Genomic DNA, 24243 nt, shown 5'->3' with positions numbered 1-24243 from the left:
GGCGCTCATCCTTCCAGCCCGCTGAGGGAGTTAGGCCGGCCAAGGGCACGGTCCACGCCGTCGAGGATTCGGTCCAGGCCTGGCAGATGGTGCATTTCAAGCTTGGAGTAGGGGTAGGGAATGTCGAACCCGGTGACGCGGACCGGCGGGGCTTCCAGGTAGTAGAAGCACCGCTCGGTAATGCTCGCCGCCACTTCTGCACCCAGGCCGCCCGACTGCCCGGCCTCGTGGGTAATGACCATTCGTCCGGTTCGGCGCACGGAGGCAACAACCGTGCCATAGTCCACCGGCGCCAGCGAGCGAAGGTCGATGACCTCGATGGAAATCCCTTCGTCGGCGGCCGCGGAAGCTGCATCGAGGGCCGTCTTGACCAGTGGGCCGTAAGCCACCAGCGTGACGTCGGTGCCCTTGGCCAGGACGCGCGCCTGGCCCATGGGCGCCGCGGTGGCAGGGTCCAGTGCCTCGTCAACCTCGCCTTTGTCGTGGTAACGGCGCTTGGGTTCAAAGTAGAGCACGGGGTCGTCGCAGGAGATGGCCTGCTGGATCACCGTGTAGGCGTCCTGCGGATCCGCAACGGTCACCACGCGAAGGCCGGACGTGTGGGTGAAGTAGGCCTCCGGAGATTCGGAGTGGTGCTCGGGTGAGCCGATGCCGCCGCCGAACGGAATCCTGATGGTGATGGGCATCTTCACCGCTCCGCGGGTGCGGTAGTGGATCTTGGCCACCTGGCTGACAATCTGGTCGAATGCGGGGTACACGAAACCGTCGAACTGGATTTCCACCACCGGGCGGAAGCCCCGGTAGGCGAGGCCGACGGCGGTGCCCACAATGGCCGATTCAGCCAGTGGCGTATCAACCACGCGGTGCTTCCCGAAGTCCTTCTGCAGCCCGTCGGTCACACGGAACACGCCGCCGAGGGTGCCGATGTCCTCGCCCAGGAGCACCACTTTGGGATCGTTCTCAAGGGACTTCCGGAGGCCGGCATTGATGGCACGGGCAAAGGTCATCTGGGTCATCAGCGTGCACCTTCTTCTGGGACGGCCCCAGCGGGATCACCGAAGGAGGCGAGGTAACGGGCGTAGTGGTCCTGCTGACGGTCCAGCCAGGAGTTGGGTGTGCTGTAGACGTGCCTGAAGACGTCCAGCGGTTCGGGGTCCGGCATGGTGATGCACCCCGTGCGCATCTCGCGCGCCACGGCGTCGGCCTTGTCCTTCACCTGCTGCTGCAGTTCTTCGGTCAGCAGGCCCTTCCGGTCCAACAGTGCGGCAATCCGGCTGATCGGGTCCTTGGCAGCCCAGTCCTCGAGTTCGTTGGGGTCGCGGTAGCGGGTGGGGTCATCCGCCGTGGTGTGCGGGCCCATCCGGTAGCTGACCGCCTCGATGAAGGTCGGGCCGCCGCCGCGCCGTGCCCGGTCCAGGGCCACCCGCGTTGCCGCCATGACCGCCAGGACGTCGTTGCCGTCCACGCGCAGGCTGGGGATGCCGAACCCGGCAGCCCTGTCCGCGAGCTGGATGTGGGACTGGAGCCGCACAGGCTCGGAGATTGCCCAGTGGTTGTTGGTGCAGAAAAACACCACGGGGACCTGGAAGCTTGCGGCAAACACCATTGCCTCGTTGACGTCACCTTCGCTGGTGGCGCCATCGCCGAAATAGGTCACGGCCACCGAATCTGCGCCATCGTCCTGGATGCCCATGGCGTAGCCGGTGGCATGCAGGGTCTGGGCCCCGATGATGATCTGCGGGGTGGCCATGTTGACCGTATAGGGATCCCAGCCCGAGGACGCGTTGCCGCGCCACACCCGGACGAGGTCCGTCAGGTCCACTCCGCGGCAGTACGCCACCCCGTTCTCCCGATAGCTGGAGAAGACGAAGTCGTCGCTGCGGAGCGCGCGGCCGGAGCCAACCTGCGCCGCTTCCTGTCCCAGCAGCGGCGGCCACAACCCAAGTTCGCCCTGCCGCTGCAGGGCCGTTGCCTCGACGTCGATGCGCCGGATGACGCTCATGTCCTCAAAAAGGGAACACAATTGCTCGTCGGTGATGTCCCGGACCCAGTAGTCGAATTCCGGATGGCTGACCCGTTCTCCGGAAGGGGTGACCAACTGGACCAGGTCCCGTCCTTGTCCATGGGGTAACCGGGCACTGATGGAGGCGGTGGATCCGCCCTGGCCCGTTTCGTCTGTAGACACGATAGCCCGCAATCTTCTCACGTGGTTGACCCGCGGTTTGGGGACTTGTGGTCCCGCCGGCCGCCGGCCGCCCGGGCGCCTTTGCCCCGGATATTGTGACCCTACTCACAATGCTCAGGAGGTACAACCACCGGCGCGATCATTGAGCAAAATGCTCTGCGCGGCGGCCCGCGACCGTGCTAACGTTGCGCATTATGCAAGCCCTGGATGGCACCGACACCCGCCTGCTTTCGGCCTTGGCCCAAGACCCCCGGAAGACGGTGGTGGCGCTGGCCCAGAAGCTTGGCCTGTCCCGGAACACCGTGCAGGCGCGCATGGCGCAGTTGGAGAAAAGGCACGTCTTCCTGTCCTTCGAGCGGAGGATCAACCCCGCTGCCCTGGGCTACCCGCTGATGGCTTTCATTTCCGTCCACGTCCAGCAGCAACGGCTCGCCCAGCTGGCAAAGGAACTTGCAGCCATCCCCGAGATCCTTGAGGGCTACGGCCTGACAGGTTCGGCGGACCTGCTGCTGCGGGTGGTGGCACTGGACGCCGAGGACCTGTTCCGGATCAACGGGAAAATCCTGGCGTGCGCAGGCGTGGACAGGACTGACACGGCCCTGGCCATGGGGGAACTCATTCCGTTCCGGGTGCAGCCCCTGCTTGACCGTGGTTCCGAACGCCGCTAGCGGGCGTCCCGCATCGACGTAAAGTACGACGGCGGAAGGCGGACCGGAGTACGAGGCCGGCAGCCCGCGCTATAGGCTGGTGCCAGTTAATTGGCGGGGCCGGCACAGGATCCCCGCCACCGAGCGGTGCGCAGCACCACTTTTCCCGAAAGGCTCCATTTTGAGCACTCCTCAGGAACCGTACCAGCCGGGCCACACCGGTCTTGGGTCCCGGCAGCTGCCCCAGCAGCCGCACTTCGGGCAGGACCCGGACTCCGCGCCCTTCGGGCTCCCGGGGCAGCCGCCGCCAAGGACGCCAAGGAACCGGCGGAAACTGTGGATCATTGCGGCCGGCGCCGGCGGCGTCCTGCTGCTGGTGATCCTCGGGATCATCATCCTGGTCAACATAGCGGGCAGCGCCACCAACCAGGCGCGGGGCCTGGCGGACGGTTTCACGAAGCTGGTGATCGCCGGGGACAGTTCCAAAGCATACGACGAGTACCTCGACCCGGCGCTGCAGGAGCAGCTGTCCAAGGAGGCCTTCATTTCCGGCGTCAAAAGCCTGGAGATGGACCGATCCTGCAAACCGGCCTACACCGACCTTAAGGTTGCCACCGAGAACGGAACCAAGTCGGCAGATATTGTCGGACTCATTAGCTGCGAGGGCAAAGAGGTGGACCTCGCCTACCGCTTTGAAGGAGCCGACGAGCTCAAGATGACCAACATCAAACTGAGGCCCGCGGGCTAGCAGCTCCGGCAGGAACGGAAGAGCCTCCGTACCAGGAATGGAATGTTCCCGGTACGGAGGCTCTTCGGTGTTCTTGCCCTCGGCCGGCGGTTGATGACGGCCAGGGGCTGGCGCAGGTCAGTGGCTGGTGGCCTTTTCGGCACCCACCCCCGTGAGGGACCGGACTTCCATTTCGGCCTGCTTGGCGGTGTCCTCGCGCTTTTTGTCGAGGACGGTTCCCAGCCAGCCCAGCAGGAACGCGAGCGGAATGGACACGATGCCGGGGTTGCTCAGCGGGAAGAGCGCGAAGTTCGCGTCCTTGATCATCGATGTTGCTGCGCCGGAGACCACCGGCGAGAAGATGATCAGGACGATCGCGGAGCCCAGGCCGCCGTACATGCTCCAGACCGCGCCCTGGGTGGTGAACCTGCGCCAGAACAGGGAGTAGATGATCGTGGGCAGGTTGGCGGAGGCTGCGACGGCGAATGCGAGCGCCACGAGGAACGCCACGTTCTGTCCGTTGGCGAGGATGCCGCCCAGGATTGCGAGGACGCCGATGACCACGACGGTGCGCCGGGCCACCTTAACTTCCGTGTCGGCGTCGGCCTTCCCCTTGGAGATGACGCTGGCGTAGATGTCATGGGCAAAGGAAGCCGCAGCCGTGATGGTCAGGCCGGCCACGACGGCGAGGATGGTGGCGAACGCGACGGCTGAGATGAAGCCCAGCAGCAGCGGTCCGCCAAGGTAGAAGGCCAGGAGCGGGGCAGCCGAGTTCACGCCGCCCGGGGCGCTCTTGATGGTGTCGGCACCCACCAGGGCAGCGGCACCGTAGCCCAGCACCAGGGTGAAGAGGTAGAAGAGGCCGATCAGCCAGATGGACCAGACCACGGACTTGCGGGCTTCCTTGGCCGTGGGGACCGTGTAGAAGCGCATGAGCACGTGCGGCAGGGCGGCCGTGCCGAGGACCAGGGCCAGGCCGAGTGACATGAAGTCGAGCTTCGAGGTTTCGGTCTTGCCGTACTGCAGGCCCGGGTTGAGGACGGCCGGGTTGTTGGCCGTCTCCACTGCGGCGCCCAGGAGGCTGGAGAGGTTGAAGCCGTAGATGGCCAGGACCCAGAGTGTCATGACGGCGGCGCCTGCAATGAGCAGGATTGCCTTGATGATCTGCACCCAGGTGGTGCCCTTCATGCCGCCGATGAGGACATACATGATCATGAGGGCGCCGACGACGATGATCACCAGTGCCTGTCCGCCCCAGTCGCTGATGCCGAGCAGGAGCGAAATCAGGCTTCCGGCGCCTGCCATCTGGGCGAGGAGGTAGAAGAAACAGACGGCGAGGGTGGAGATGGCGGCAGCGATGCGCACGGGCCGCTGCTTGAGCCGGAAGGACAACACATCGGCCATGGTGAATTTGCCGGTGTTGCGCAGGAGTTCGGCCACGAGCAGCAGCGCCACGAGCCAGGCCACCAGGAAGCCGATGGAGTACATGAAGCCGTCATAGCCGTTGATGGCGATGGCGCCGGTGATGCCCAGGAACGAGGCCGCGGAGAGGTAGTCGCCCGCGATGGCGGTGCCGTTCTGCGAGCCGGTGAAGGAGCGGCCGGCAGCGTAGTAATCCGCGGCGGTCTTGTTGTTCCGGCTGGCACGGAAGACGATCACCATGGTCACGGCCACGAACAGGCCGAAGATCCCCATGTTCAGCAGCGTGGTGTCCTTGAGGGCGGCCACGTCCACCGCGGTGGCGATGCCGATCATTTGTTTGCTCCGCTCACTCGGTTGCCGTGCTTATCAAATTCGTGCCCTTCGATTTCGTTGCGGATTTCGGCCGCGATGGGGTCCAGCCGCCGGTTGGAGTAGCTGACGTACCAGCCGGTGATCGCGAACGTTGACACGAACTGGAGCAGGCCGAGGATCAGGCCCACGTTGATGTTGCCCCAGACCTTCGTGGACATGAAGCCCACGGCGTAGTCGGCGAGCAGGACGTACGCGAAGTACCACAGCAGGAATGCGACTGCCATGGGAAAGACAAAGCTGCGGTGACGCTTGCGCAGTTCCTTGAACTGCTCCGTCGACTGGACCTGCTCGAAGTCCACGGACGCCGCTGCGTCCGGAGTGTGGGCATCGTTACCCATCGTTCCTCCTCGTTGAGACTTGCCTGGACACACCCAACGGCAGGCCCCGAAGACGGGGTACCGCAAATGTGACTACAATCACTCTGCTGCGTGCGGGGTGCCACATTCCAGACTTAGCCGCCGGCGGTCGCTCAACGGTTGGGATGCTGCGACAAACGGCACCCGCGGCTACGCTGGGCACCATGCCGGACTCCCCCCTCCTGACTGCCGCAGCCGTGGCCGTCATCGCCATGGCCATCGCCGTCGTCGTCGGCGTGGGACTCAAGGTGCTCCGGTCCTTCCGGGACCTGGGCACCGACGCCGAGCGCGCCACCTACCACACGCTGCACGCCGCCTCCCAGGCGGGCCAGCACCTCCGCCGCGGACTCAACCCCGCGGGCGCGGCCAAGGCCAGCCGCCAGCTGCGTGCCCTGCTGGGCTGCGATGCGTTGGCGATCATGGACACCTCCGGCGTGCTGGCGTGGGACGGCGCCGGTGAAGACCTGAAACCGCGGATGATGGACCTTGCCGCCAGCGTCCTGGCGAGCGGCCGGACGGCTGTGCTCCCGGCCGGGGACGCAGGCCCCGCCACGGACACTACGGGGGGCCCGTTCGCAGCCGTGATCGCGCCGGTGCGGGCCGGCTCCCGGGTGGTGGGCGCCGTCGCAGCCTTCGCCCCGTCCGCCGGCGCGGGACTTGTCCGGGCCACCAGCGAAGTGGCGGACTGGGTGGCCGTACAGGTGGAGCTCGCGGAACTGGACGCCTCACGCACCCAGCTGATGGAGGCCGAAGTGCGGGCGCTGCGGGCCCAGATCAGCCCCCACTTCATCTACAACTCACTGAACGCCATCGCGTCCTTCATCAATACGGATCCCGCCCGTGCCCGGGAGCTCGTGGTGGAGTTCGCCGACTTCACCCGCTATTCCTTCCGGCGGCACGGGGACTTCACCACGCTCGCCGAGGAGCTCCGCTGCATCGACCGGTACCTGCTCCTGGAACGGGCGCGGTTCGGCGAGCGCGTCCAGGTGAGCCTTCGCGTGGCACCGGAGGTACTCAGCACCGTCATCCCGTTCCTGAGCCTGCAGCCGCTGGTGGAGAACGCGGTCCGGCACGGGCTCGAGGCCAAGGAGGGGGCCGGGCACATCAGCATCACGGCCAACGACGCCGGCGCCTTCGCCGAGGTGACCATCGAGGACGACGGCGTGGGCATGGACCCCGGCCAGCTCCAGTCCATGCTGGCCGGCCACACCGACGGCGAGCATGTGGGCCTGCGGAACGTCGATGCCCGCCTCCGCCAGGTCTACGGCAACGACCACGGGCTGGTGATCGAGACCGCCCCCGGAGAGGGAACGCTGATCACCATGCGGGTCCCGAAGTCGCAGCCGGGCCACGATGCGTGACCGGCCCCGGCCTGCGCCGACCGCCTCCGGCGCCAACTGCAGGCTCCGGAAAGCTACCCTAGGAGCATGATTAACGTCCTCGTCGTTGATGATGAGCTGCCCGCCGTTGAGGAACTGGCGTTCCTGCTGGGAAGGGACGAACGCGTGGGAACGATCCTCCGGGCAACCTCCGGCAGCGAAGCCCTCCATGCCCTCTCCTCCGTCACTGTCGACGCCGTCTTCCTGGACATCCACATGCCCGCGATGTCCGGCCTGGACATTGCCCGGGCCATCGCAGGGAGCAGCCGGCCGCCCGCCGTCGTGTTCGTGACGGCGGACGAGGACCACGCGCTGGACGCTTTCGAACTCGCCGCGGTGGATTACCTGCTCAAGCCGGTGCGGGCCGAGCGCCTGGCCCGCTGCGTGGGGCGCATCAGCGAACTGCGCGACGGCGGCGCCGCGCCGGAGATGATTACGGTGGACCAGGGCGGGACCACCAAAATGATCAGGCGCGACGACGTCACCTACGTCCAGGCGCAGGGCGACTATGCGCGCCTCCACACCGCCGAGGCCAGCTACCTGATCAGGGTTCCGCTGGCTGACCTCGAGCAGCAGTGGGCGGACGCCGGATTCATCCGGACGCACCGCTCCTACCTGGTGGCCCTGAAGCACGTGACCTCGATGAAGCTCGCGGCCGACGGTCCCAGCGTCACGGTGGCGGGCGCGGGCCTGCCCATCAGCAGGCGCCACCTTCCCACGGTACGGGAGAAGCTCGAGGCCACCCGGATCAGGCCCAATACATGACCAGGGTGCGGGTAACGGCACCGCGGACTGCGCTGCGGCCGGCAAAGGAGACGCGGGAAGCCGCCCAGGACTCCGAAGTCGGACAGGTTTTTGTCAGGTCCCTGATCCGGTCCCAGCTGCGGCTGGGCCTGGTGGTCGCCGGAGGCTTCCTGGTGATCCTTGGTGCCTTTCCCCTGCTGCTCACCACCGTCCCCGGGCTGGCCGAAACCCCTGTGGCCGGCATTCCGTTCGCCTGGCTCCTGCTGGGGGCCGGCATCTACCCGGTGATCGGGCTCAGCGCCTGGCTGTACATCCGGACGGCGGCGCGCAACGAGGCACGGTACCGGGACCTGGCCGAGGACCAGTGAGGGAACCGTGAACCCCGGCATCGCACTGGCTGCCCTGGTGGGTGTCTCCCTGGCCACCGCCGTGATCGGCTTCTACGGCCTGCGCATATCGCGGACCACGGGTGATTTCTACGTCGCTTCCCGCACGGTCCGGCCATGGTGGAACGCGTCCGCGATCGGCGGCGAATACCTGTCCGCTGCCAGCTTCCTGGGTGTCGCCGGGCTCATCCTGCTGTCCGGAACGGATGCGCTGTGGTTTCCGGTCGGGTACACGGCAGGGTACCTGATGCTGCTGCTCTTCGTGGCAGCGCCGCTGCGGCGGTCCGGCGCCTACACCATCCCCGACTTCACCGAGGCCAGGCTTGACTCCCGGCCGGTGCGGCAAGTCACCAGCCTGGTGGTGGTGCTGGTGGGCTGGCTGTACATCGTGCCCCAGCTCCACGGCGCTGCCCTCACCATCCGCATCACCACCGGGCTGCCGTCCTGGGTGGGGTCCGTCGCGGTGGTGATCGTGGTATGCCTCACCGTGGTGGCAGGCGGCATGCGCTCCATTACGTTCGTCCAGGCGTTCCAGTACTGGCTGAAGCTCACCGCACTGGCCGTTCCCATCCTGTTCATCATCTTCGTTCTCGCCGGCAGCGGGGCCCCTGCCCTCGCTGCGCCTGCGGTTAATCCCACGGGGGCGCCCCCTGCGGGACTCTACGAGAACGTATCGTTGCTGGTTGCCCTGCTTTTTGGAACCCTGGGCCTGCCGCACGTGCTGGTGCGCTTCTACACCAACCCCGACGGCCAGTCCGCCCGCCGCACCACGCTGATCGTCCTGGGCCTGCTGTCCGTGTTCTACCTGTTTCCCACCGCCTACGGGCTCGTGGGGCGGATGTTCGCTCCGGGGCTGGCGCGCGCCGGCCAGGCGGACGCCATGGTGCTGCTGCTGCCCGGGCAACTCGTGGGCGGTACGGCGGGCGACCTGCTGTCCGCGCTGGTGGTGGCGGGGGCCTTCGCGGCCTTCCTTTCCACCACCTCGGGGCTGGTGGTTTCCCTGGCCGGCGTCATCAGCCAGGACGTCCTGGGCGCAGGCGTGGGCAGCTTCCGGCTGGCAGCCGTCATTTCCGCCGTTGTCCCCTTGGGCTTTGCGTTCATGACCGACTCCTTCGCCCTGGCAGGGAGCGTCGGGCTGGTCTTCGCCTTTACCGCCTCCACGGTGTGCCCGGTGCTGCTGCTGGGGATCTGGTGGCGGGGGCTTACCGACGCCGGCGCCATCGCCGGCATGCTGACCGGCGGAGTCCTGTGCGGTGGGGCAATGATCGTCGGGGCCGTCGCCGGGGCAGCCAACACCCCCGGTTGGCTTGCCCAGCCGGCGGCATGGACGGTACCCACGGCCTTTGCGGTAATGGTCATCGTGTCCCGCGCAACGGCGCAGCGGATCCCGGGAACCATGGCCAGGGTGATGACCCGGCTCCACACCCCGGAGCGCCCGCTCGCCACCGAGCGCTGAGCTCCCCTGCCGTCCGGAAGCCGGGCGGCTCAGTCGATGGCAGCCATCAGCTCAACCACGCGGTCCAGGAACGCATCCACCTGCGATTCCTCGTACCCGTCCCTGCCCACGGCCGGGCGGAACACTGCCCGGCGCACACTGTCCACGCTGAGGGGCTTGTCATGCTCAAGGTAGGCAATCAGCTCGCGGCACAGCCGGTCGACGTCGGCCGTGTTGTAGCTGCGCGCCTTCTTCTTGGCGGGGCGGCGGAAGCGGTCGCCGTCCGGGCGGTGCAGCCGCCCGCGGAGGATGCCCGAAAGGTTGCCGATCTCGCGCAGCCAGGCCTCCTCCCCGCGGGCTGCGATCAGCTCGTCCCGCTCCCGGCGGGCGAAGGCGTCCTCGAGCCGGTCCAGCGCGGCATCCACCACCGCGGCAGAATACCCGCCTTTGACGGGATCGAAGGAGACAGCCCGGACGTCTGAACTGTTGACGGGCCGGGCCGCTGATTCCGGGGTCTCCAATGACACCCGGGCACGCTGCAGGAACTGGTCCACCTGTTTGGCGTTGTAGCCGTACTCACCGCGCTTCACGCGCTCAAAGGACGCAGGGATCTGCCGATGAATGTCCAATGCCACTTTTGCTTCCTTCAGTGCTCTTCAGCCGTAGTACTTCTGCACCAGCTTATTTGTGCCGGGGGTGATCTGGCGTTCCGGCGGGGTTTGTGTCAGGCACCGGCCACCAGCCCGTAGAGGACGAACGCTGCCGGCGAAGCAAAGACTATCGAGTCCAGCCTGTCCATGACTCCCCCGTGTCCGGGCAGGATGCTGCTCATGTCCTTGATGCCCAGTTCGCGCTTGACCATGGATTCAGCGAGGTCACCGGCGGTGGAAGCGGCGACCAGGCCAACCGCCAGGACGATGCCCACCCACCAGGGTTTGTCGAGTACAAACAGGCAGGCAAGGATACCGATGAGCATGGCCCCGCCGATGGATCCGGCGAATCCTTCCCAGGACTTCTTGGGGCTGATTTTTGGCGCCATGGGGTGCTTGCCCAGCGATGCCCCCACCAGGTAGCCGAAGGTGTCGTTGGAAACCACCAGCAGGAGCATCACCGCTACCTGCCAGGCGCCCTGGGGGATGGTTCCGCCCGGCCACAGTCCCAGCGGGGTTGCACCGCCCGCGGCGTGCAGCGGCAGTACGGCGAAGCTGATGAAGAACGGCACCCAGCCCAGGGTGAAGACGCCCGCGAAGATGCTGTTGGCCGAGCCGGCGGCACTTTCGATGGACCGCCAGAGCAGCACGGCCACCGAGCTCAGCAGCATGGCAAACAGGAGGCTTTCGATGCCCCCAAGGTAGGCGGCGAAGGGCATGGCCACCGTGCCGGTCATCACCGGCACGATGGGCATCCTGGTCCCGTTGGCTTCCAGGGCGCGGTAGATTTCCCAGACGCCGAAGATGGCGAAGGTGGTGGTTACCGCAACGAAGCCGAGCGGGAGCAGCAGCAGGCCGCCCAGAACGGCAAACAACATGGCCAGACCCACCACGACGGCGGCCGGAAGGTTACGTCCGGCCTTTGGTGTCGGGTTGCTCCTGGGCTGCTTCCCCCGTGTGCGCGCCCTTGCTGCCGGGGCCTGATCTGCCTGCCCCATCAGACTTCGAGCAGCTCTGCTTCCTTGCGCTTGAGCAGCTCATCGATGCCGTCCACGTGGGCTTTGGTAAGGCTGTCCAGCTCCTTCTCGGCGCGGGTGCCCTCGTCCTCCCCGGCCTCGCCGTCCTTGACCAGCCTGTCAAGGGTTTCCTTGGCCTTGCGGCGGATGTTGCGGATGGACACCTTGGCGTCCTCGCCCTTGGTCTTGACGATCTTGACGTATTCCTTGCGGCGTTCCTTGGTCAGCTCCGGGATGGTGATCCGGATGACGTTGCCGTCGTTGGACGGGTTGGCGCCCACCTCGGAATCGCTGAGGGCACGCTCAATGTCGCGCAGGGCCGTCTTGTCGAAGGGGGTGATGAGGATGGTGCGGGCGTCCGGGATAGCGAACGAGGCAAGCTGCTGCAGTGGAGTGGGCGAGCCGTAGTACTCCACCAGGACCTTGTTGTACAGGCCCGGGTTGGCGCGGCCGGTGCGGACGGAAGCGAAGTCTTCCTTGGCTACCTCTACTGCCTTGTCCATCTTTTCTTCGGCTTCGAGCAAGGTTTCTTCGATCACGGTCTCTCCTGAAGGTCCTGGTGCAGTCCGGGTGGCCGGGTCCCTGCACACAACGTGGTTCTCTGTTGCTGGTCCGTCCGTGTCCTTAACGGCACCGACGGAACTGTCCTGAAAACATCCTAGCCGCAGCTAGGCGGTCACCAGCGTGCCCAGCTTTTCGCCGAGGATGGCGCGGGTGACGTTGCCTTCGCCTTCCATGCCGAAGACCACCATGGAAAGGTTGTTGTCCTTGCACATGGTCATGGCCGTCTGGTCCATGACCCGGATGTCCCGGCGGAGCGCGTCGTCGTAGCTGAGGGTTTCCAGCCGCTCGGCTGTGGGGTCCTTCTTGGGGTCGGCGGTGTAGACGGCGTCCACACCGCTCTTGGCCATCAGGACGACGTCGGCGTGGACCTCGAGGGCCCGCTGCGCCGCAACGGTGTCGGTGGAAAAGTACGGCAGCCCGGCGCCGGCGCCGAAAATGACCACGCGGTCCTTTTCCATGTGGCGGATGGCGCGGCGGGGAATGTACGCCTCGGCGACCTGGCCCATGGTGATGGCACTCTGGACTCGGGTTTCGACGCCGGCCTGTTCCAGGAAGTCCTGGAGGGCAAGGCAGTTCATCACGGTGCCGAGCATGCCCATGTAGTCGGCGCGGGAGCGGTCCATTCCGCTCTGGGAAAGTTCGGCGCCGCGGAAGAAGTTGCCGCCGCCCACGACGATGGCCACCTCCACCTGGGGTACGGCTGCGGCGATCTGCTTGGCGACGTCGCGGACGGTTTCCGGGTCAACGCCCAGCTTCCCGCCGCCGAAGACCTCGCCGGAGAGCTTCAGGAGGACCCGGCGTCGACTTTTCTCTGGCTGGACTACAGTGTTGACGGCTTCCATGATGCCTTCCCGTTGGTGAACTCTAAAAAGGTTATCCTGCTGCGCGGCCAAAAGGTCCCATACGGGCCTGTCCCGTACGGGGCCTCCCCGCGCATGCAAAAGGGGCGGCCACCGAAGTGGCCACCCCTTTGCAGTTTCGGCTAGGAGCCGACGCGGAAACGCGTGAACGCGGTTCCCTTGACACCGGCCTCAGCGAGGACCTGTGCCACGGACTTCTTGGCGTCCTTGGCGAATGCCTGGTCAACCAGGACCTCACCCTTGTAGAAGCCGGTAACGCGGCCTTCCACAATCTTGGTGAGGGCGGCTTCGGGCTTGCCCTCGGCCTTGGCGGTTTCTTCGGCAATGCGGCGCTCGGACTCAACCAGGTCGGACGGAACGTCCTCGCGGGTCAGGTAGTTCGGGGCCATGGCCGCGATGTGGACTGCGACATCGTGGGCTGCGGTGGCAGCAGCTTCGCCTTCACCGTCAACAGCGAACAGCACGCCAACCTGGGCCGGCAGGTCCTTGGAGGTCTTGTGCAGGTAAGCGTCAACCGTTGCACCCTCGATGCGGGAGATGCGGCGGACAACAACCTTTTCGCCCAGGACTGCGCCTTCTTCGACGACGACCTCGGAGAGGGGCTTGCCGTCAACATCGGTGGCGAGAAGGGTCTCGAGGTCGGCAGCGCCGGACTCGACGGCAACGGCCAGGACCTTGTCGGCCAGCTGGATGAACTTGTCAGCCTTGGCAACGAAGTCGGTCTCGCAGTTGACCTCGATCATGACGCCGACGCCGTTGCTGACCTTTGCGGCCACCAGGCCTTCAGCGGTGGAGCGGCCTTCGCGCTTGGTGGCGCCCTTGAGGCCCTTGATGCGGATGATCTCGATGGCCTTCTCGGCGTCGCCGTTGGCCTCGTCAAGAGCCTTCTTGACGTCCATCATGCCGGCGCCGGTGCGCTCGCGCAGGGCCTTGATGTCCGCGGCAGTGTAGTTCGCCATGTGAACCCCTCTGTCTAGAAATTTGTTGTGGTGTACGGACCGACAGGACGGCAGCCCGTGGCGGGCCGCCATCCTGTCAGCAGCTCCGGCTACCGCAGGACGGCGCCGGAAAATCCGGATTTACTTGTGTTACTTGGCTTCTTCGGAAGGAGCAGCAGCTTCCTCCGCCGGAGCGGCAGCTTCAGCGGCGGCGGGTGCCGCAGCTTCTTCTGCCGGAGCTGCAGCTTCAGCCTTGCTGCCTTCGAGGAGTTCGCGCTCCCACTCGGCCAGCGGCTCTTCCGGAGCTTCAGTAGCGCCCGTGCCACGGCTGTTGCGGGCGATGAGGCCTTCGGCAACGGCGTCTGCAACAACGCGGGTGAGGAGGTTGACGGAGCGGATGGCGTCGTCGTTGCCCGGGATCGGGAAGTCGACCTCGTCCGGATCGCAGTTGGTGTCCAGGATGGCAACAACGGGGATGTTCAACTTCTTGGCCTCGTCAACGGCGAGGTGTTCCTTCTTGGTGTCCACGATCCAGAGCACGGACGGTGCCTTGGTCAGGTTGCGGATACCGCCGAGGTTGGACTCCAGCTTGGTGAGTTCGCGCTTGAGGAGCAGCAGCTCCTTCTTGGTGTAAGCGGAACCGGCGACGTCGTCGAAGTCGATCTCTTCGAGTTCCTTCATGCGCTGGATGCGCTTGGCGACCGTCTGGAAGTTGGTCAGCATGCCGCCGAGCCAACGCTGGTTGACGTAGGGCTGGCCAACGCGGGTTGCCTGCTCGGCAATCGCTTCCTGGGCCTGCTTCTTGGTGCCGACGAAGAGGACGGTGCCGCCGTGGGCAACGGTGGCCTTCACGAATTCGTAGGCGCGGTCGATGTAGGACAGCGACTGCTGAAGGTCGATGATGTAGATGCCGTTGCGCTCGGTGAAGATGAAGCGCTTCATCTTCGGGTTCCAACGGCGGGTCTGGTGTCCAAAGTGGACGCCGCTGTCAAGCAGCTGGCGCATGGTTACGACGGGCATTCCGACGCTCCTTATTTTCCGGCAGGTCATTCATGAGAAAACCCGGAGGCTTCTTACCCTGCCAATAGTTGACGGTTGATTAGCGTGGCCCGGACGGGCCGTGCTCCTGGCATCCATCAGGCTTCCCATCAGGACCGGAGTCCCGACCGCAAGAGGCCTGATCCTCCGCCAGCTCGGCCGGGGCGTCGCTAAGGAGGGCTGGATGCGCGTAGTCAGCTGCCGCTCCCCCACACTCCTGAATGAGATGTGCCGACGCCGCCCGGACAGGAACATATACCTTTGGAAGAACCACTGGATAGCCGCTGGACGGGAGGCATTGAGGGCGCAGCAAACTGCTCCATCAAGTGTACTACAGGCACCCTCGGCCAGAGGACACTGACGAGGACAGGAACGACGCCGGCGCGCACCTTATCCACATAGCCGCACCTGCCGCTCGCGGCACGATCAAGGCGGGCGCACGCTGGTGGCATGAGACCACCATTGCTGCTCGCGGCGTTCCTCCTGATGCCCGCTTCACTGGCCCCCGCCGGGGAGCCCCTCACCGCGGCGCCCGCCTACGGTGGACCCTTGGGAGCCGTGGAGGGGGCGGCTCCGGACGCCACCGCCGGCGTGGCAGACGCGGCCGCACCCTCCTGGCAATGGCCCCTCAGCCCCCGCCCCCGGGTGTTGCGGGATTTTGATCCGCCCCCGAAGCCCTGGCTCAGCGGCCACCGGGGCGTGGACCTCGGAGCAGCCTTCGACGGCGCACACGTCACCTCGCCGGCTGCGGGCACCGTCAGCTTCGCGGGGGTGGTGGTGGACCGCCCGGTAATCACCATCGACCACGGCAACGGGCTGCGGAGCAGCTTTGAGCCGGTTGCAAGCACCCTCGCAGCAGGCAGCGTGGTATCGGCCGGGCAGCCTGTCGGCACGGCACGTCCGGGGCATTGCCCTGCAGCGCCCTGCGTGCACTGGGGTGTGCGGCGCGGCGATGACTACGTCAATCCGCTGCAGTTCGTCATGGATCTCCGGCCGTCCATCCTCCTGCCGCTCGAAGCGCCGCCCTAGTACCTGGCCCGAGTATGCCGCGGCAGGCCGGGAAGGCTAGACAATCGCGGAGATGCCGGTGATCGCGCGGCCGGTGACCAGTGTGTTGATCTCGTGCGTGCCTTCATAGGAGTAGATGGCTTCAGCGTCGGCGAAGATCTTGGCCATCTCGAAGTCCGTCACAATGCCGTTGCCGCCCAGGATGCTCCGGCCGATCGCCACGCTTTCGCGCATCCTCGCTGTTGTGAATGCCTTCGCGAGGGCGGACTGTTCGTCGCGCGCCTGTCCTGCGTCCTCCAGCTGGGAGAGCCGCACCATCATGCCCATGGAACTGACGGCGTTGCCGAGGATCTGCACCAGCTGGCTTTGCACCAGCTGGAAGGATGCGAGCGGCCGGCCAAACTGGTGGCGTTCCACGGCATAGCGCCGGGCCACGTCGAAGGCGGCCAGCTGCTGGCCCACGGCCTGCCACGCGACGCCCAGCCGGGTGACCTTCAGGACCTTGTTGACGTCGCGGAAGCTGTTGGCGTGTGCCAGCTTGCAGAAGTCCGGGACCAGCACGTTGTCCAGGGCGATGTCGGCGTTCTGGACAGTCCGCAGTGCGATCTTGTTCTCGATCTTGGCAGCACTGAAGCCCTCCAGGGTGGTGTCTACCAGGAAGCCCTTGACCTGGTTGTCGTCCACATCCCTGGCGTAGATGACCACCCAGTCGGAGAACGTTGCGTTGCCGATCCAGCGCTTTGCTCCGTTGAGGATCCAGCCGCCGCCCTCCCGCCGTGCGGTGGTGCGGGTGCCGCCGGCAACGTCGCTGCCGCCCAGGGGTTCGGTCAGCCCGAAGGCGCCGATCTTGTTCAGGGCGTAAATGTCAGGAAGCCAGGCGTCCTTTTGTTCCTGTGATGCCAGCGCTTCAATGGAGCCGGTGAACAGGCCGTCGTGGACGCCCATGAAGGTGGAGATTGAGGCGTCGGCCCGGGTCACCTCTGCGTGGACCAGGCCGGCGAGGAAGTTGGAATAGCCCTGACGGCGCACCGGACTGACCAGGTCGATGTTGGCCAGCTTGGGGATGAGGTCCATCGGGAATTCACCGCGGTTCCAGAAGTCCACGGCGATGGGTTTGACCTCCCGCGCCAGGAACTCCCTGACCTCTGCCAGCCGGTCCTGTTCCTTTCCGGTGAGCAGCTGCTCAAAGGCGAAGAAGTCGCCGTCAGCGTAGGGAAGGTCGTTGAGGCCTGCAGCGGCTGTGGACATGGTTACCTCACAAGTGATCAGCGGTGACCGGTGCTCCGTGGAAGAAGCACGGTAAGTTACTGATGAGTAACATACCGCACATCGTGGCCTTAAGGAAGAAAACCGCGGCCGACGATGATCGTCGGCGCGGTTTTCCGCAGATGTAGGGCTACTCGGACTTGAACCGAGGACCTTAGGATTAGCCATTCCTGCCTTTCGTCCGTTTCCGGTGGATTCCATCACCCCGCGGATCCCAAGCAGTAGCGCCCCTCGAGCGATTCCAGCTGATCATTGCCTTCCGATCCTGCTCGTTGTTTCCGGTGGGTTAGCGGTGGACGAAAGCCACCGAATGTGCCTACCCGCAGCCCATTCGATGGAGGGCCGTCGGCAAGGATCTCGGTAGGCGGCGTCAGACGGCCGGGGAGCCTGGCACCCAGGTCGCCCGTGACCTCGGCAGGTCCAGGGCGACCCTGTACCGGCGGTCCGAGAGTTGCCGCAAGCGACGACCATCTGAGTTCGCCTTCTGCGGTGGATGGGTGGCGGTCTACAGGCATCTGTTGCGTCCCTCCGGGCCCGCCTACAAGCAAGACAGCTCAGGCTGTCATCTATCGGTGCATCAGTCGCCAGCGCGCCAACGTCGCGACACCCTCCAACGACGTTGAGCAGCGGTTTTGTCGGAGGTGCCGTGCATCCTGATCTTACGAGACCGGACGCACGTAACTAGGAGAAGACAGATGACTGAGGGCCGGATTACCCAGCAGGACCTGGATTGGTGGCTGGAGTTTGCAACCTCCCGGGAGTGGACGTTCGCTAGGACCTATGCCGAGACGGCACCCCACCACTACATCGTCGAAGGGCGCACCTCGGGCGTGACCCACGAGGACATGGTTCGCGCCGCGCGCGTGATCCACACCTTCGGGCAGCCGGGCAAGTACTACTCGCTGACCAAGATCTATCTCCTCAGCCCCGACGGGAAGTACCGCTGGTGGACCGAGGACAACCATTTCACCGACACCACACTGGTCAACCGCGCAACCACTCGGCTGTTCTACGGAATCCAGAACGCACCCTCCACGGTCAGCGACATCGAGTCGCCGTACGACGCGGTCGCCACTATCTGGGACGTCGAGCACCCCATCGGTTCCGGGGAGTCGAACCGTGTCAAGCGGCTCCTCGATGGTGTTCGGGGAAAGTACCCGCCCCACGTTCTCGACATCGGCTGTGGCACCGGTCGAGTGCTCGATCTTGGGCTCGCCAGTGCGGACCGCTACGCGGGCGTTGACTCTAGTCAGGCGATGCTCAACGTCCTGATCCGCAAGCATCCGAAGGCCGCAGCGATCTACCCGGTCGATGTCCGCGATGCACTCACCGCTAACACTTTCTCTCCGGGCCAGTTCGACTGGGTCTTCCTCGACGCTGCGGTCGAGATGACGGCCGAGCAGCACGTCCAGATAGAGCACATCGCCCGACTCGCGATGATCGTGGTCGACGGGCACGTGTGGACTCTTCGTGATGTGGGAGAGAACTCTGCGGAGCGCATCCGCGCGGAGTCCGGCTCGATGAGGGCCGCGTCATGAACCGGACATCGGAGCCTTCATCGCTCTAGACCCTAGGGCTTACGGATGGGGTTACACCCATCTCCCTGCCGCCGGCAGTCTCCGTTACGATGCGCCATTTTGGAGCGAAGGTCGCAAACGCTTCGATTGCGGCGTCCTGCAATGACCGTCAGAGGCCCTCAACTGCCAACGAGCGCACCAGTCGCACGCAGAGCTGTATCCGGTCCTCGCTATCCACTAGCCTGCCGCCTTCGGGATTCTGCTGGATCAGAACTCGCAACTGGTTCTCGGAGTTGAACGCCGTCAGCGCCCTGGCGACCTTGGTCTCGACGGTCTCAGGGTCGTCTGGAAGGACGAGTTCGAAGGAGTCGTCATGACAGCGAATCTGGATGCGGGACTTCTTGAGCGTGAGGCCGGGGTCGTGGCTGTGCCACCAAGTTGGAGTCTCTGCATCAGAATCGAGCGAGCCGTGGATCCAGGCCGCATGTAGCAGCGCGTCGCTGAAGGGGGCGGTGTAGTTGCTGCCGTGAAGCATCCGGAGGCGCTATAAGCGAATCCGCCGGTCGTGCTGTCGTAGGTGCCGTGGTAGTAGCCGTCGCCCTTCGAGCTGCGGGCGCCGGTGTAGCGGACGAGGTAGTAGCGCCAGTCGTAGAAGTTGCGGGACTCGCGTTCAGCGAGCCACTGGGCGCGGATCGCATCGAGGGTGTCGCCCGGATGGTTCGTGCCGGTCGCCGCCCGTGTGGCGACGTCGTCCAGCAGAGCCATCAGCGGCTCGCGGATGTTCGCGAGATTCGCCCGAGACCCCGTGGTGAGCATGTCGGTCCAGGAGTCGTCTTTCTGGGAACTTCCGAGCTGGCGACGCCTTCCGGCCCAGCCAACATCGCGTGAGTAGTCCCCTTTCGTGAGCAGCGCGGCGTCGAGCAGGAGCGACCCAGTCGCTTCGGAAGGCCCCTGAATCCTCCAATTCGCCGTGAACGATCAGCTTCTCGGTCTGTGCGACGTAGGCAGGCATGCGATTGGAGTCGAGGAATGCGGCAGTGACATTGCGTAGAGAACGCAGGGGCTTGGCGATCTCGTCCTGACCGATCGGGTCGTAGGCCTGCCGCGCGAGCAGGACTCCGCTGCCCGCCCCACTGTCACGGTGAACGGGACCATCGTCTACATGCCGAAACAGGGCCTGACCATCCAGGAGCACCCTAAGACCGCCCATTCCCGCCAAAGGTACTTCCTGCCCGCCTTCGCAGTGGAAATGCTCCTGAGGCGGCAAATTGGGCAGCTGGAGGCCAACCCGTGGGACGTCGTGTTCCCCTCGGCCGTCGGCTCGCTCCGAGACCCCTATAATTTTCGGAAGCAGTGGCGCTCAGCGCGTGACGAGCTCGGCTTTGAGTGGGTCACACCGCACACCTTCCGAAAGACGGTAGGAACCCTGTTGGAGGCCTCCTCAGGCATGGCCGTTCCATCCGCCCAGGTGGGCCATTCCAGCGAGAACGTCACGCGGAAGCACTACGTCCGAAAGACCCACGAGGCACCGGACAACACGACTCTGCTGGAGGCATTCGGCCAGAGCACGGAATGATTCCGGTGGGTTTCCGGTGGATGCCTACCTCGGAACTTCAAAAGAGAAGAGCCCCTGATCCGCGTTTCCGCAGGTCAGGGGCTCTTTCCGGGTAGGGCTACTCGGACTTGAACCGAGGACCTTAGGATTATGAGTCCCGCGCTCTAACCAGCTGAGCTATAGCCCCGAATCCCCGCGGCGGCCCGCCTCAAAAGCGATGCGTGCCTGCAGGGCAAAAACACTCTAGCAAACCCGGGAATGCGTTCAGACCACTTTGTCCTCGAACGCCGCACCCCGGTAAAGGTCCTCAAAGGTTTGCAGCGTTCCCTGGATGCTGTGCGGCTCCACCATCTGCCGGCTGGCATGGCCCATGGCAGCACGCTCAGCGGCCGGCAGTTCCAGGATGCGCGTGATCTTCTTGGCGAGGTCGTCGCTGTCATTGGGCGTAAAGAGGTACCCGTTTTCGCCGTCACGCACCAGATGCGGCAGCGCCATGGCATCCGCCAGCACCACCGGGGTGGAAGCGGACATCGCCTCCAGCGTCACCAGCGACTGCAGCTCGGCAGTTCCCGGCATGCAGAAGAGGTCCGCCTGGATATAGGCCTTCCGCAACTCCTCGTCGGTGGCAAGCCCGAGGAACTTCACCCGGTCCCCCAGCCCGAGCCGGTCGACAAGCTCCTCCAGGGCGGAGCGCACCTCGCCGCCGCCAACAATCTCCAGGTGCACGTTCAGCTCCGGCGGGGTTTTGCCGATGGCCTCGATCAGCACATCCACGTGCTTCTCCTCCGCCAGCCGGCCGGCGAACATCACTGTTGGGTACGGGTGGGGATCGATCTGCTCCCCGGGCTGCAGTTCGTAGGCTGCGGAGTCGATGCCGTTGGACAGCGGCAACACCTTGTGCAGGAAGGCGTGCTGGTGCATGGCCTTTGCCGCAAGGGGGGTGGGCGTGGTGACTACGTCCGCCTTACCCATGACCTTGCCCATGTCCTTCCACGAGATACGGCCGATGATGTCCTTGAACCACTGCGGAAACGGCAGGAACGGGTTGAGGTTTTCCGGCATGAAGTGGTTCGTGGCAACAATCCGCACACCGCGCTTCACGGCCTCGTACAGGACGTGCTCGCCGATCATGTAGTGGCTCTGGATGTGCACCACGTCCGGCTGCACGCGGTCGAAAAGAAGGCTGATTTCCTTCTTGATTTCCCAGGGGAGGCAGATCCGGAAGTATTCGTGTGTGGGAACGCCGTGGGAACGGAGCCTGTGGACCGTTCCTTCCGGGCGGAACTCGGTGAAGCTCTTTCCGTTGTCCGCGCGGCAGGCCAGGACGTGCACGTCGTGTCCCCGGCCGGTCATTCCCTTGGCCAGGCGGTAGCCGAACTGGGCTGCTCCGTTGATATGGGGCGGATACGTGTCCGCGGCAATCAGTATGGTCAGGGGACGCTGGTCGGCGGGCGTGGTCACGTGGAGAGCTCCTGATGGTCACGGTGCGGACAGCATGAACTGGCAGCACAGCTGGCCGAAGCACGTGGTGCCTGGCCTCGTGGTGAATTTGGGTTGACTGGATCTGGGCTGGAAATCTGCTGGTATTTGCTGGACAAGATATGTTGGACAGCCGGCTAACGCACCGCCCGGCCCACGGCCTTCCGCGCGTCCTTCTTGCGCTTCGTGACCTCGGGGTGGTGCCTGGAAAGGGCGATCACCCCAACGATAGCAAGGGAGGCCGCGGTTCCCATCGCAATGGCCATCACGGCGTGGACATCCGGGCGCAGTTCACCGAGGATCACAATGCCGATCGCGATACCCACCAGGGGGTCAATCACCGTGAGTCCTGCGATCACGAGGTCCGGCGGGCCGGAGGAATAGGCGTTTTGGACAAACCAGGACCCCAGCCCGCCGGCGGCGATAAGGGCCACCACGGAGTACCACTGAACGTTCAGCAGGAACAGCCCGTTCGGGTCGAGCAGATGCTTGCCGATGATCCGGGTGAGGACGGCCACGAAGCCAAAGAGCACCCCGGCGCCCAGGATGTAGACGAAGGCATTGATCCGGTGTTTGAACATGACGGCGAGCGTGCCGAAGACTCCAACGGCGAGGGCAAGCAGCAGCACGATCGTGAGCTCGTCCTCCACGCTCACGTGGTGGTTTTCCTGGGTGACGTTGACCGCCAGGAGGACAAAGAGCGCGGAGCCCGTCACGCAGGCGGCGATGGCCACCACCGTTGCCCGGTTGATGGTGAGGTCCTGGTCCCGTGCATTGATGATGGTGGTGATCACCAGGGCGATGGCACCGATGGGCTGGACGACCGTCAGCGGGGCGGATACGAGCGCCACCGCGTTCATGGCCATACCGGTGCACAGCAGCAACAGGCCGAACACCCAGCGCGGATTCCGAAGCAGGCGCAGGAAGCCGTTTGAGCTCAGGGCAAGGCCGCCGGTGTCCGCCTTGACAGCGCTCCCCTGGCGTTGGGCGCCGAGGGCCAGGCAGAAGGCGCCAAGCAGCGCAAGCACCACCGCCATCCACACCATCAGGTTGTCCCGTCGTCGTGTTGCCGGGCCATTCTGCCCTTTCGCAGGATGGCCCAGAAGTAGTTGTAGGCAGCAATCCAATGGCCAACCAGCCCAAGACCAAGCACTATCCAGGCGGCAACGAACAGCTCGCCGGAAAATCCCGTATCCAGCCGTGAAAGGACCAGTATCGGCGTTCCGAGCAGCAGCAGGCCGGTGCGCACCTTGCCCACCATGCTTACCGGGAGGTCCGGGTGCCCCCGGAAGAAGGACAGCGTCAGGGCGAGCAGGACGGCATCCGGGATCACCAGCGCGGCCAGGTACAGCCAGTGGACGACGCCGGCCATCACCAGCGTGACAGCCACGGCGATCAGGGCGAGGCGGTCGGCGATGGGGTCCAGGACCCGGCCGAGCCTGGAGGCCTGATCGAAGCGGCGGGCGATGTAGCCGTCAATCCAGTCCGTGCCGGCCATGACCGCCAGCACCACTACGCCGGCACCGTATTCCTTCTGCGCCAGGACAAGCCAGATGAAGAGCGGGACGCCCATGAAGCGCACCACGGTGAGCAGGTTGGGGATAGTGAACACCCGGTCGTGGTCCACCTGGGGGCGTCCGGGACGGGAGCCGGCACCAATGAACTTCACCCCGTGCCCCTTTCCTTCCTGCCGCCCCCTGCGAGCGCCTTGCCGTTCCAGCCATGGACCTTCTGCGGGTTCCCGCGACGGGCCCGCCACCTGCCCCTAGTACGTCCGCAGGAGCTTTCGGACGAGCACCAGGAAGGCCGTCCCCGCGGCGATGAAGGCCGCCATCGGCTTCCATCGCTTCTCGAGGTCAGCGGACCCGGCCAGGGCGGCAAACTTCTGCCCTGCAACATCCCGGCCGCGGCCGGCCAGGGCCTGCCCTTCGCGCAGCTTGTCCTGGGCGGAGGCCAGCAGGTACCGGGCTTGGGTCTTGACATCCAGCTCAGTGCCGAGTTCGTCGCGTACTTCGGTGAGGTGGTGGCGGCGCTGGTTGAGGCGGCGGGCCAGCTCGGGCTCGGATGCGTGCGGGAATTCCTTGTCGTGGTCAGCCGCTTTGGCTGCCTTCTCGGCCTTGGCCTTTGCCGCGGCTTCATCCTTCGCGGCTTTGGCGGCTTTGCCTTCCGGACTCTGGGGATCCAGGACTGCGGCGTTGAAGGCGGACCCGTCCTTTGCCACGCCGATATCGTGCTTGATGCCGCGGATGGTCTCCTCCGGCATGAGCGGCATGGCCTTCTTGAATTTCCTTGCACCGATCAGGCCGCCGATCAGCGCTATCAGCAGGAAGGCCGCCGACACCAGGAGCGCGGCCAGCCAGGCGGGCATGATGGTTGCCAGGCCCATGATTGCCGCCACGATGAGGCCCACCACCAGGAACAAAAGGAACACGAGGGCTACAGCAAAGAACGCAGCGGCTACTCCGACCTGCATTCCCTTGCGCTTGAGCTCGATCTTGGCGAAGGCGATTTCGTCATTGAGCTGGCGCGGCGCCAACCGGAAAAGGAGTTTTAGCGTCCTTGGGAGCGCTGTGATGCGCAATCCCTGGCTGGTACGCCCGCTGTGACGTCCGCTCATCGGTTCCGCCTAACTGGTTATGGGTCGAATCGGCTTCCGTGTGCTGCGGGAAAGTGCAGCCGCACAGTCCCCGCACCAAAAC

Annotated in this window: 25 protein-coding genes and 1 tRNA gene; 9 read left to right on the top strand and 17 right to left on the bottom strand. The window is 65.3% G+C overall.

What is annotated here, in order from left to right; genetic code table 11:
• Positions 1-5: 5 nt before the first annotated feature.
• The gene (locus Q9R30_RS04650) at positions 6-1016 is read right to left on the bottom strand and encodes an alpha-ketoacid dehydrogenase subunit beta (protein WP_104997363.1); all 1011 of its coding nucleotides are present in this window, start codon (positions 1014-1016) and stop codon (positions 6-8) included.
• Positions 1016-2185, bottom strand: a complete 1170-nt coding sequence (gene pdhA, locus Q9R30_RS04645; protein ID WP_104997362.1) for a pyruvate dehydrogenase (acetyl-transferring) E1 component subunit alpha — start codon at positions 2183-2185, stop codon at positions 1016-1018. The genes Q9R30_RS04650 and pdhA overlap by 1 nt, the downstream gene beginning before the upstream one ends.
• 194 nt (positions 2186-2379) lie before the next feature.
• On the opposite strand from pdhA, the gene Q9R30_RS04640 reads away from it, so the two are divergent.
• Positions 2380-2853 carry an Lrp/AsnC family transcriptional regulator gene (locus Q9R30_RS04640; RefSeq protein WP_311216908.1) on the top strand — a complete coding sequence of 158 codons (474 nt, stop codon included), beginning with the start codon at positions 2380-2382 and terminating at the stop codon, positions 2851-2853.
• Between the two features lie 160 nt (positions 2854-3013).
• A complete protein-coding gene (locus Q9R30_RS04635; protein ID WP_311216907.1) occupies positions 3014-3580 on the top strand; it encodes a hypothetical protein in 567 nt (188 codons plus the stop codon).
• Between the two features lie 117 nt (positions 3581-3697).
• On the opposite strand, the gene Q9R30_RS04630 is transcribed toward Q9R30_RS04635, so the two are convergent.
• Both Q9R30_RS04630 and Q9R30_RS04625 read right to left on the bottom strand, forming a co-directional pair.
• Positions 3698-5314 (bottom strand): cation acetate symporter, encoded by a 1617-nt coding sequence (locus tag Q9R30_RS04630; protein WP_104997360.1) that lies wholly within the window; start codon positions 5312-5314, stop codon positions 3698-3700.
• Positions 5311-5691 (bottom strand): DUF485 domain-containing protein, encoded by a 381-nt coding sequence (locus tag Q9R30_RS04625; protein WP_104997359.1) that lies wholly within the window; start codon positions 5689-5691, stop codon positions 5311-5313. The genes Q9R30_RS04630 and Q9R30_RS04625 overlap by 4 nt, the downstream gene beginning before the upstream one ends.
• Before the next feature lie 182 nt (positions 5692-5873).
• On the opposite strand from Q9R30_RS04625, the gene Q9R30_RS04620 reads away from it, so the two are divergent.
• The 4 genes from Q9R30_RS04620 to Q9R30_RS04605 all read left to right on the top strand — a co-directional run bounded on the left by Q9R30_RS04620 (position 5874) and on the right by Q9R30_RS04605 (position 9674).
• A complete protein-coding gene (locus Q9R30_RS04620; protein ID WP_104997358.1) occupies positions 5874-7070 on the top strand; it encodes a sensor histidine kinase in 1197 nt (398 codons plus the stop codon).
• Positions 7071-7136: 66 nt separating this feature from the next.
• Positions 7137-7853 (top strand): LytTR family DNA-binding domain-containing protein, encoded by a 717-nt coding sequence (locus Q9R30_RS04615; RefSeq protein WP_104997357.1) that lies wholly within the window; start codon positions 7137-7139, stop codon positions 7851-7853.
• Entirely contained in the window at positions 7850-8200 is a 351-nt protein-coding gene (locus Q9R30_RS04610) for a hypothetical protein (RefSeq protein WP_311216906.1), read from the top strand. The genes Q9R30_RS04615 and Q9R30_RS04610 overlap by 4 nt, the downstream gene beginning before the upstream one ends.
• Before the next feature lie 7 nt (positions 8201-8207).
• Positions 8208-9674, top strand: a complete 1467-nt coding sequence (locus tag Q9R30_RS04605; protein ID WP_104997355.1) for a cation acetate symporter — start codon at positions 8208-8210, stop codon at positions 9672-9674.
• Positions 9675-9703: 29 nt separating this feature from the next.
• Here the strand turns inward: Q9R30_RS04605 and Q9R30_RS04600 are convergent, their stop codons facing one another.
• The 6 genes from Q9R30_RS04600 to rpsB all read right to left on the bottom strand — a co-directional run bounded on the left by Q9R30_RS04600 (position 9704) and on the right by rpsB (position 14701).
• Entirely contained in the window at positions 9704-10288 is a 585-nt protein-coding gene (locus tag Q9R30_RS04600) for a DivIVA domain-containing protein (RefSeq protein ID WP_104997354.1), read from the bottom strand.
• 89 nt (positions 10289-10377) lie between these two features.
• The gene (locus Q9R30_RS04595) at positions 10378-11301 is read right to left on the bottom strand and encodes a phosphatidate cytidylyltransferase (RefSeq protein ID WP_104997353.1); all 924 of its coding nucleotides are present in this window, start codon (positions 11299-11301) and stop codon (positions 10378-10380) included.
• A complete protein-coding gene (frr, locus tag Q9R30_RS04590; RefSeq protein ID WP_066274709.1) occupies positions 11301-11858 on the bottom strand; it encodes a ribosome recycling factor in 558 nt (185 codons plus the stop codon). Before frr ends, Q9R30_RS04595 begins: the two co-directional genes overlap by 1 nt.
• A gap of 129 nt (positions 11859-11987) precedes the next feature.
• Positions 11988-12725: a UMP kinase gene (gene pyrH, locus Q9R30_RS04585; RefSeq protein ID WP_104997352.1), complete on the bottom strand. Its 738-nt coding sequence runs from the start codon at positions 12723-12725 to the stop codon at positions 11988-11990.
• Positions 12726-12865: 140 nt separating this feature from the next.
• Positions 12866-13702, bottom strand: a complete 837-nt coding sequence (gene tsf / locus Q9R30_RS04580) for a translation elongation factor Ts (RefSeq protein WP_104997351.1) — start codon at positions 13700-13702, stop codon at positions 12866-12868.
• A gap of 129 nt (positions 13703-13831) precedes the next feature.
• Positions 13832-14701: a 30S ribosomal protein S2 gene (rpsB, locus tag Q9R30_RS04575; RefSeq protein WP_104997350.1), complete on the bottom strand. Its 870-nt coding sequence runs from the start codon at positions 14699-14701 to the stop codon at positions 13832-13834.
• A gap of 468 nt (positions 14702-15169) precedes the next feature.
• Between rpsB and Q9R30_RS04570 the strand changes: the two genes are divergently transcribed.
• The gene (locus Q9R30_RS04570) at positions 15170-15748 is read left to right on the top strand and encodes a M23 family metallopeptidase (RefSeq protein ID WP_311216905.1); all 579 of its coding nucleotides are present in this window, start codon (positions 15170-15172) and stop codon (positions 15746-15748) included.
• A gap of 36 nt (positions 15749-15784) precedes the next feature.
• On the opposite strand, the gene Q9R30_RS04565 is transcribed toward Q9R30_RS04570, so the two are convergent.
• Positions 15785-16975 carry an acyl-CoA dehydrogenase family protein gene (locus Q9R30_RS04565; protein WP_311216904.1) on the bottom strand — a complete coding sequence of 397 codons (1191 nt, stop codon included), beginning with the start codon at positions 16973-16975 and terminating at the stop codon, positions 15785-15787.
• A 713-nt stretch (positions 16976-17688) separates the two neighbouring features.
• Between Q9R30_RS04565 and Q9R30_RS04560 the strand changes: the two genes are divergently transcribed.
• Positions 17689-18531 carry a class I SAM-dependent methyltransferase gene (locus Q9R30_RS04560; RefSeq protein WP_311216903.1) on the top strand — a complete coding sequence of 281 codons (843 nt, stop codon included), beginning with the start codon at positions 17689-17691 and terminating at the stop codon, positions 18529-18531.
• Positions 18532-18679: 148 nt separating this feature from the next.
• Here Q9R30_RS04560 and Q9R30_RS04555 read toward each other — a convergent pair whose 3' ends face one another.
• Complete coding sequence (locus tag Q9R30_RS04555) at positions 18680-19045, bottom strand: hypothetical protein (RefSeq protein ID WP_311216902.1); 366 nt, start codon at positions 19043-19045, stop codon at positions 18680-18682.
• Positions 19046-19651: 606 nt separating this feature from the next.
• Between Q9R30_RS04555 and Q9R30_RS04550 the strand changes: the two genes are divergently transcribed.
• On the top strand, positions 19652-20086 hold the full coding sequence (locus tag Q9R30_RS04550) for a tyrosine-type recombinase/integrase (RefSeq protein ID WP_311216901.1): 435 nt from the start codon (positions 19652-19654) through the stop codon (positions 20084-20086).
• Between the two features lie 92 nt (positions 20087-20178).
• On the opposite strand, the gene Q9R30_RS04545 is transcribed toward Q9R30_RS04550, so the two are convergent.
• The 5 genes from Q9R30_RS04545 to Q9R30_RS04525 all read right to left on the bottom strand — a co-directional run bounded on the left by Q9R30_RS04545 (position 20179) and on the right by Q9R30_RS04525 (position 24161).
• Positions 20179-20252 (bottom strand) — tRNA-Ile (locus tag Q9R30_RS04545).
• Positions 20253-20329: 77 nt separating this feature from the next.
• Positions 20330-21526, bottom strand: coding sequence for a glycosyltransferase (locus tag Q9R30_RS04540; protein WP_104997344.1), 1197 nt, complete (start codon positions 21524-21526; stop codon positions 20330-20332).
• A gap of 155 nt (positions 21527-21681) precedes the next feature.
• A complete protein-coding gene (locus Q9R30_RS04535; protein ID WP_104997343.1) occupies positions 21682-22590 on the bottom strand; it encodes a DMT family transporter in 909 nt (302 codons plus the stop codon).
• Positions 22590-23213 (bottom strand): CDP-alcohol phosphatidyltransferase family protein, encoded by a 624-nt coding sequence (locus tag Q9R30_RS04530; protein WP_104997342.1) that lies wholly within the window; start codon positions 23211-23213, stop codon positions 22590-22592. The genes Q9R30_RS04535 and Q9R30_RS04530 overlap by 1 nt, the downstream gene beginning before the upstream one ends.
• Positions 23214-23309: 96 nt before the next feature.
• Positions 23310-24161: a phage holin family protein gene (locus Q9R30_RS04525; RefSeq protein ID WP_311216900.1), complete on the bottom strand. Its 852-nt coding sequence runs from the start codon at positions 24159-24161 to the stop codon at positions 23310-23312.
• Between the last annotated feature and the right edge of the window lie 82 nt (positions 24162-24243).

Origin of the sequence: Arthrobacter sp. AB6, from assembly GCF_031844545.1 — a bacterium.
Taxonomy (GTDB): domain Bacteria; phylum Actinomycetota; class Actinomycetes; order Actinomycetales; family Micrococcaceae; genus Arthrobacter.
Note: the sequence above shows the minus strand (reverse complement) of the source record. Positions and strands in the feature narration are given on the sequence as shown.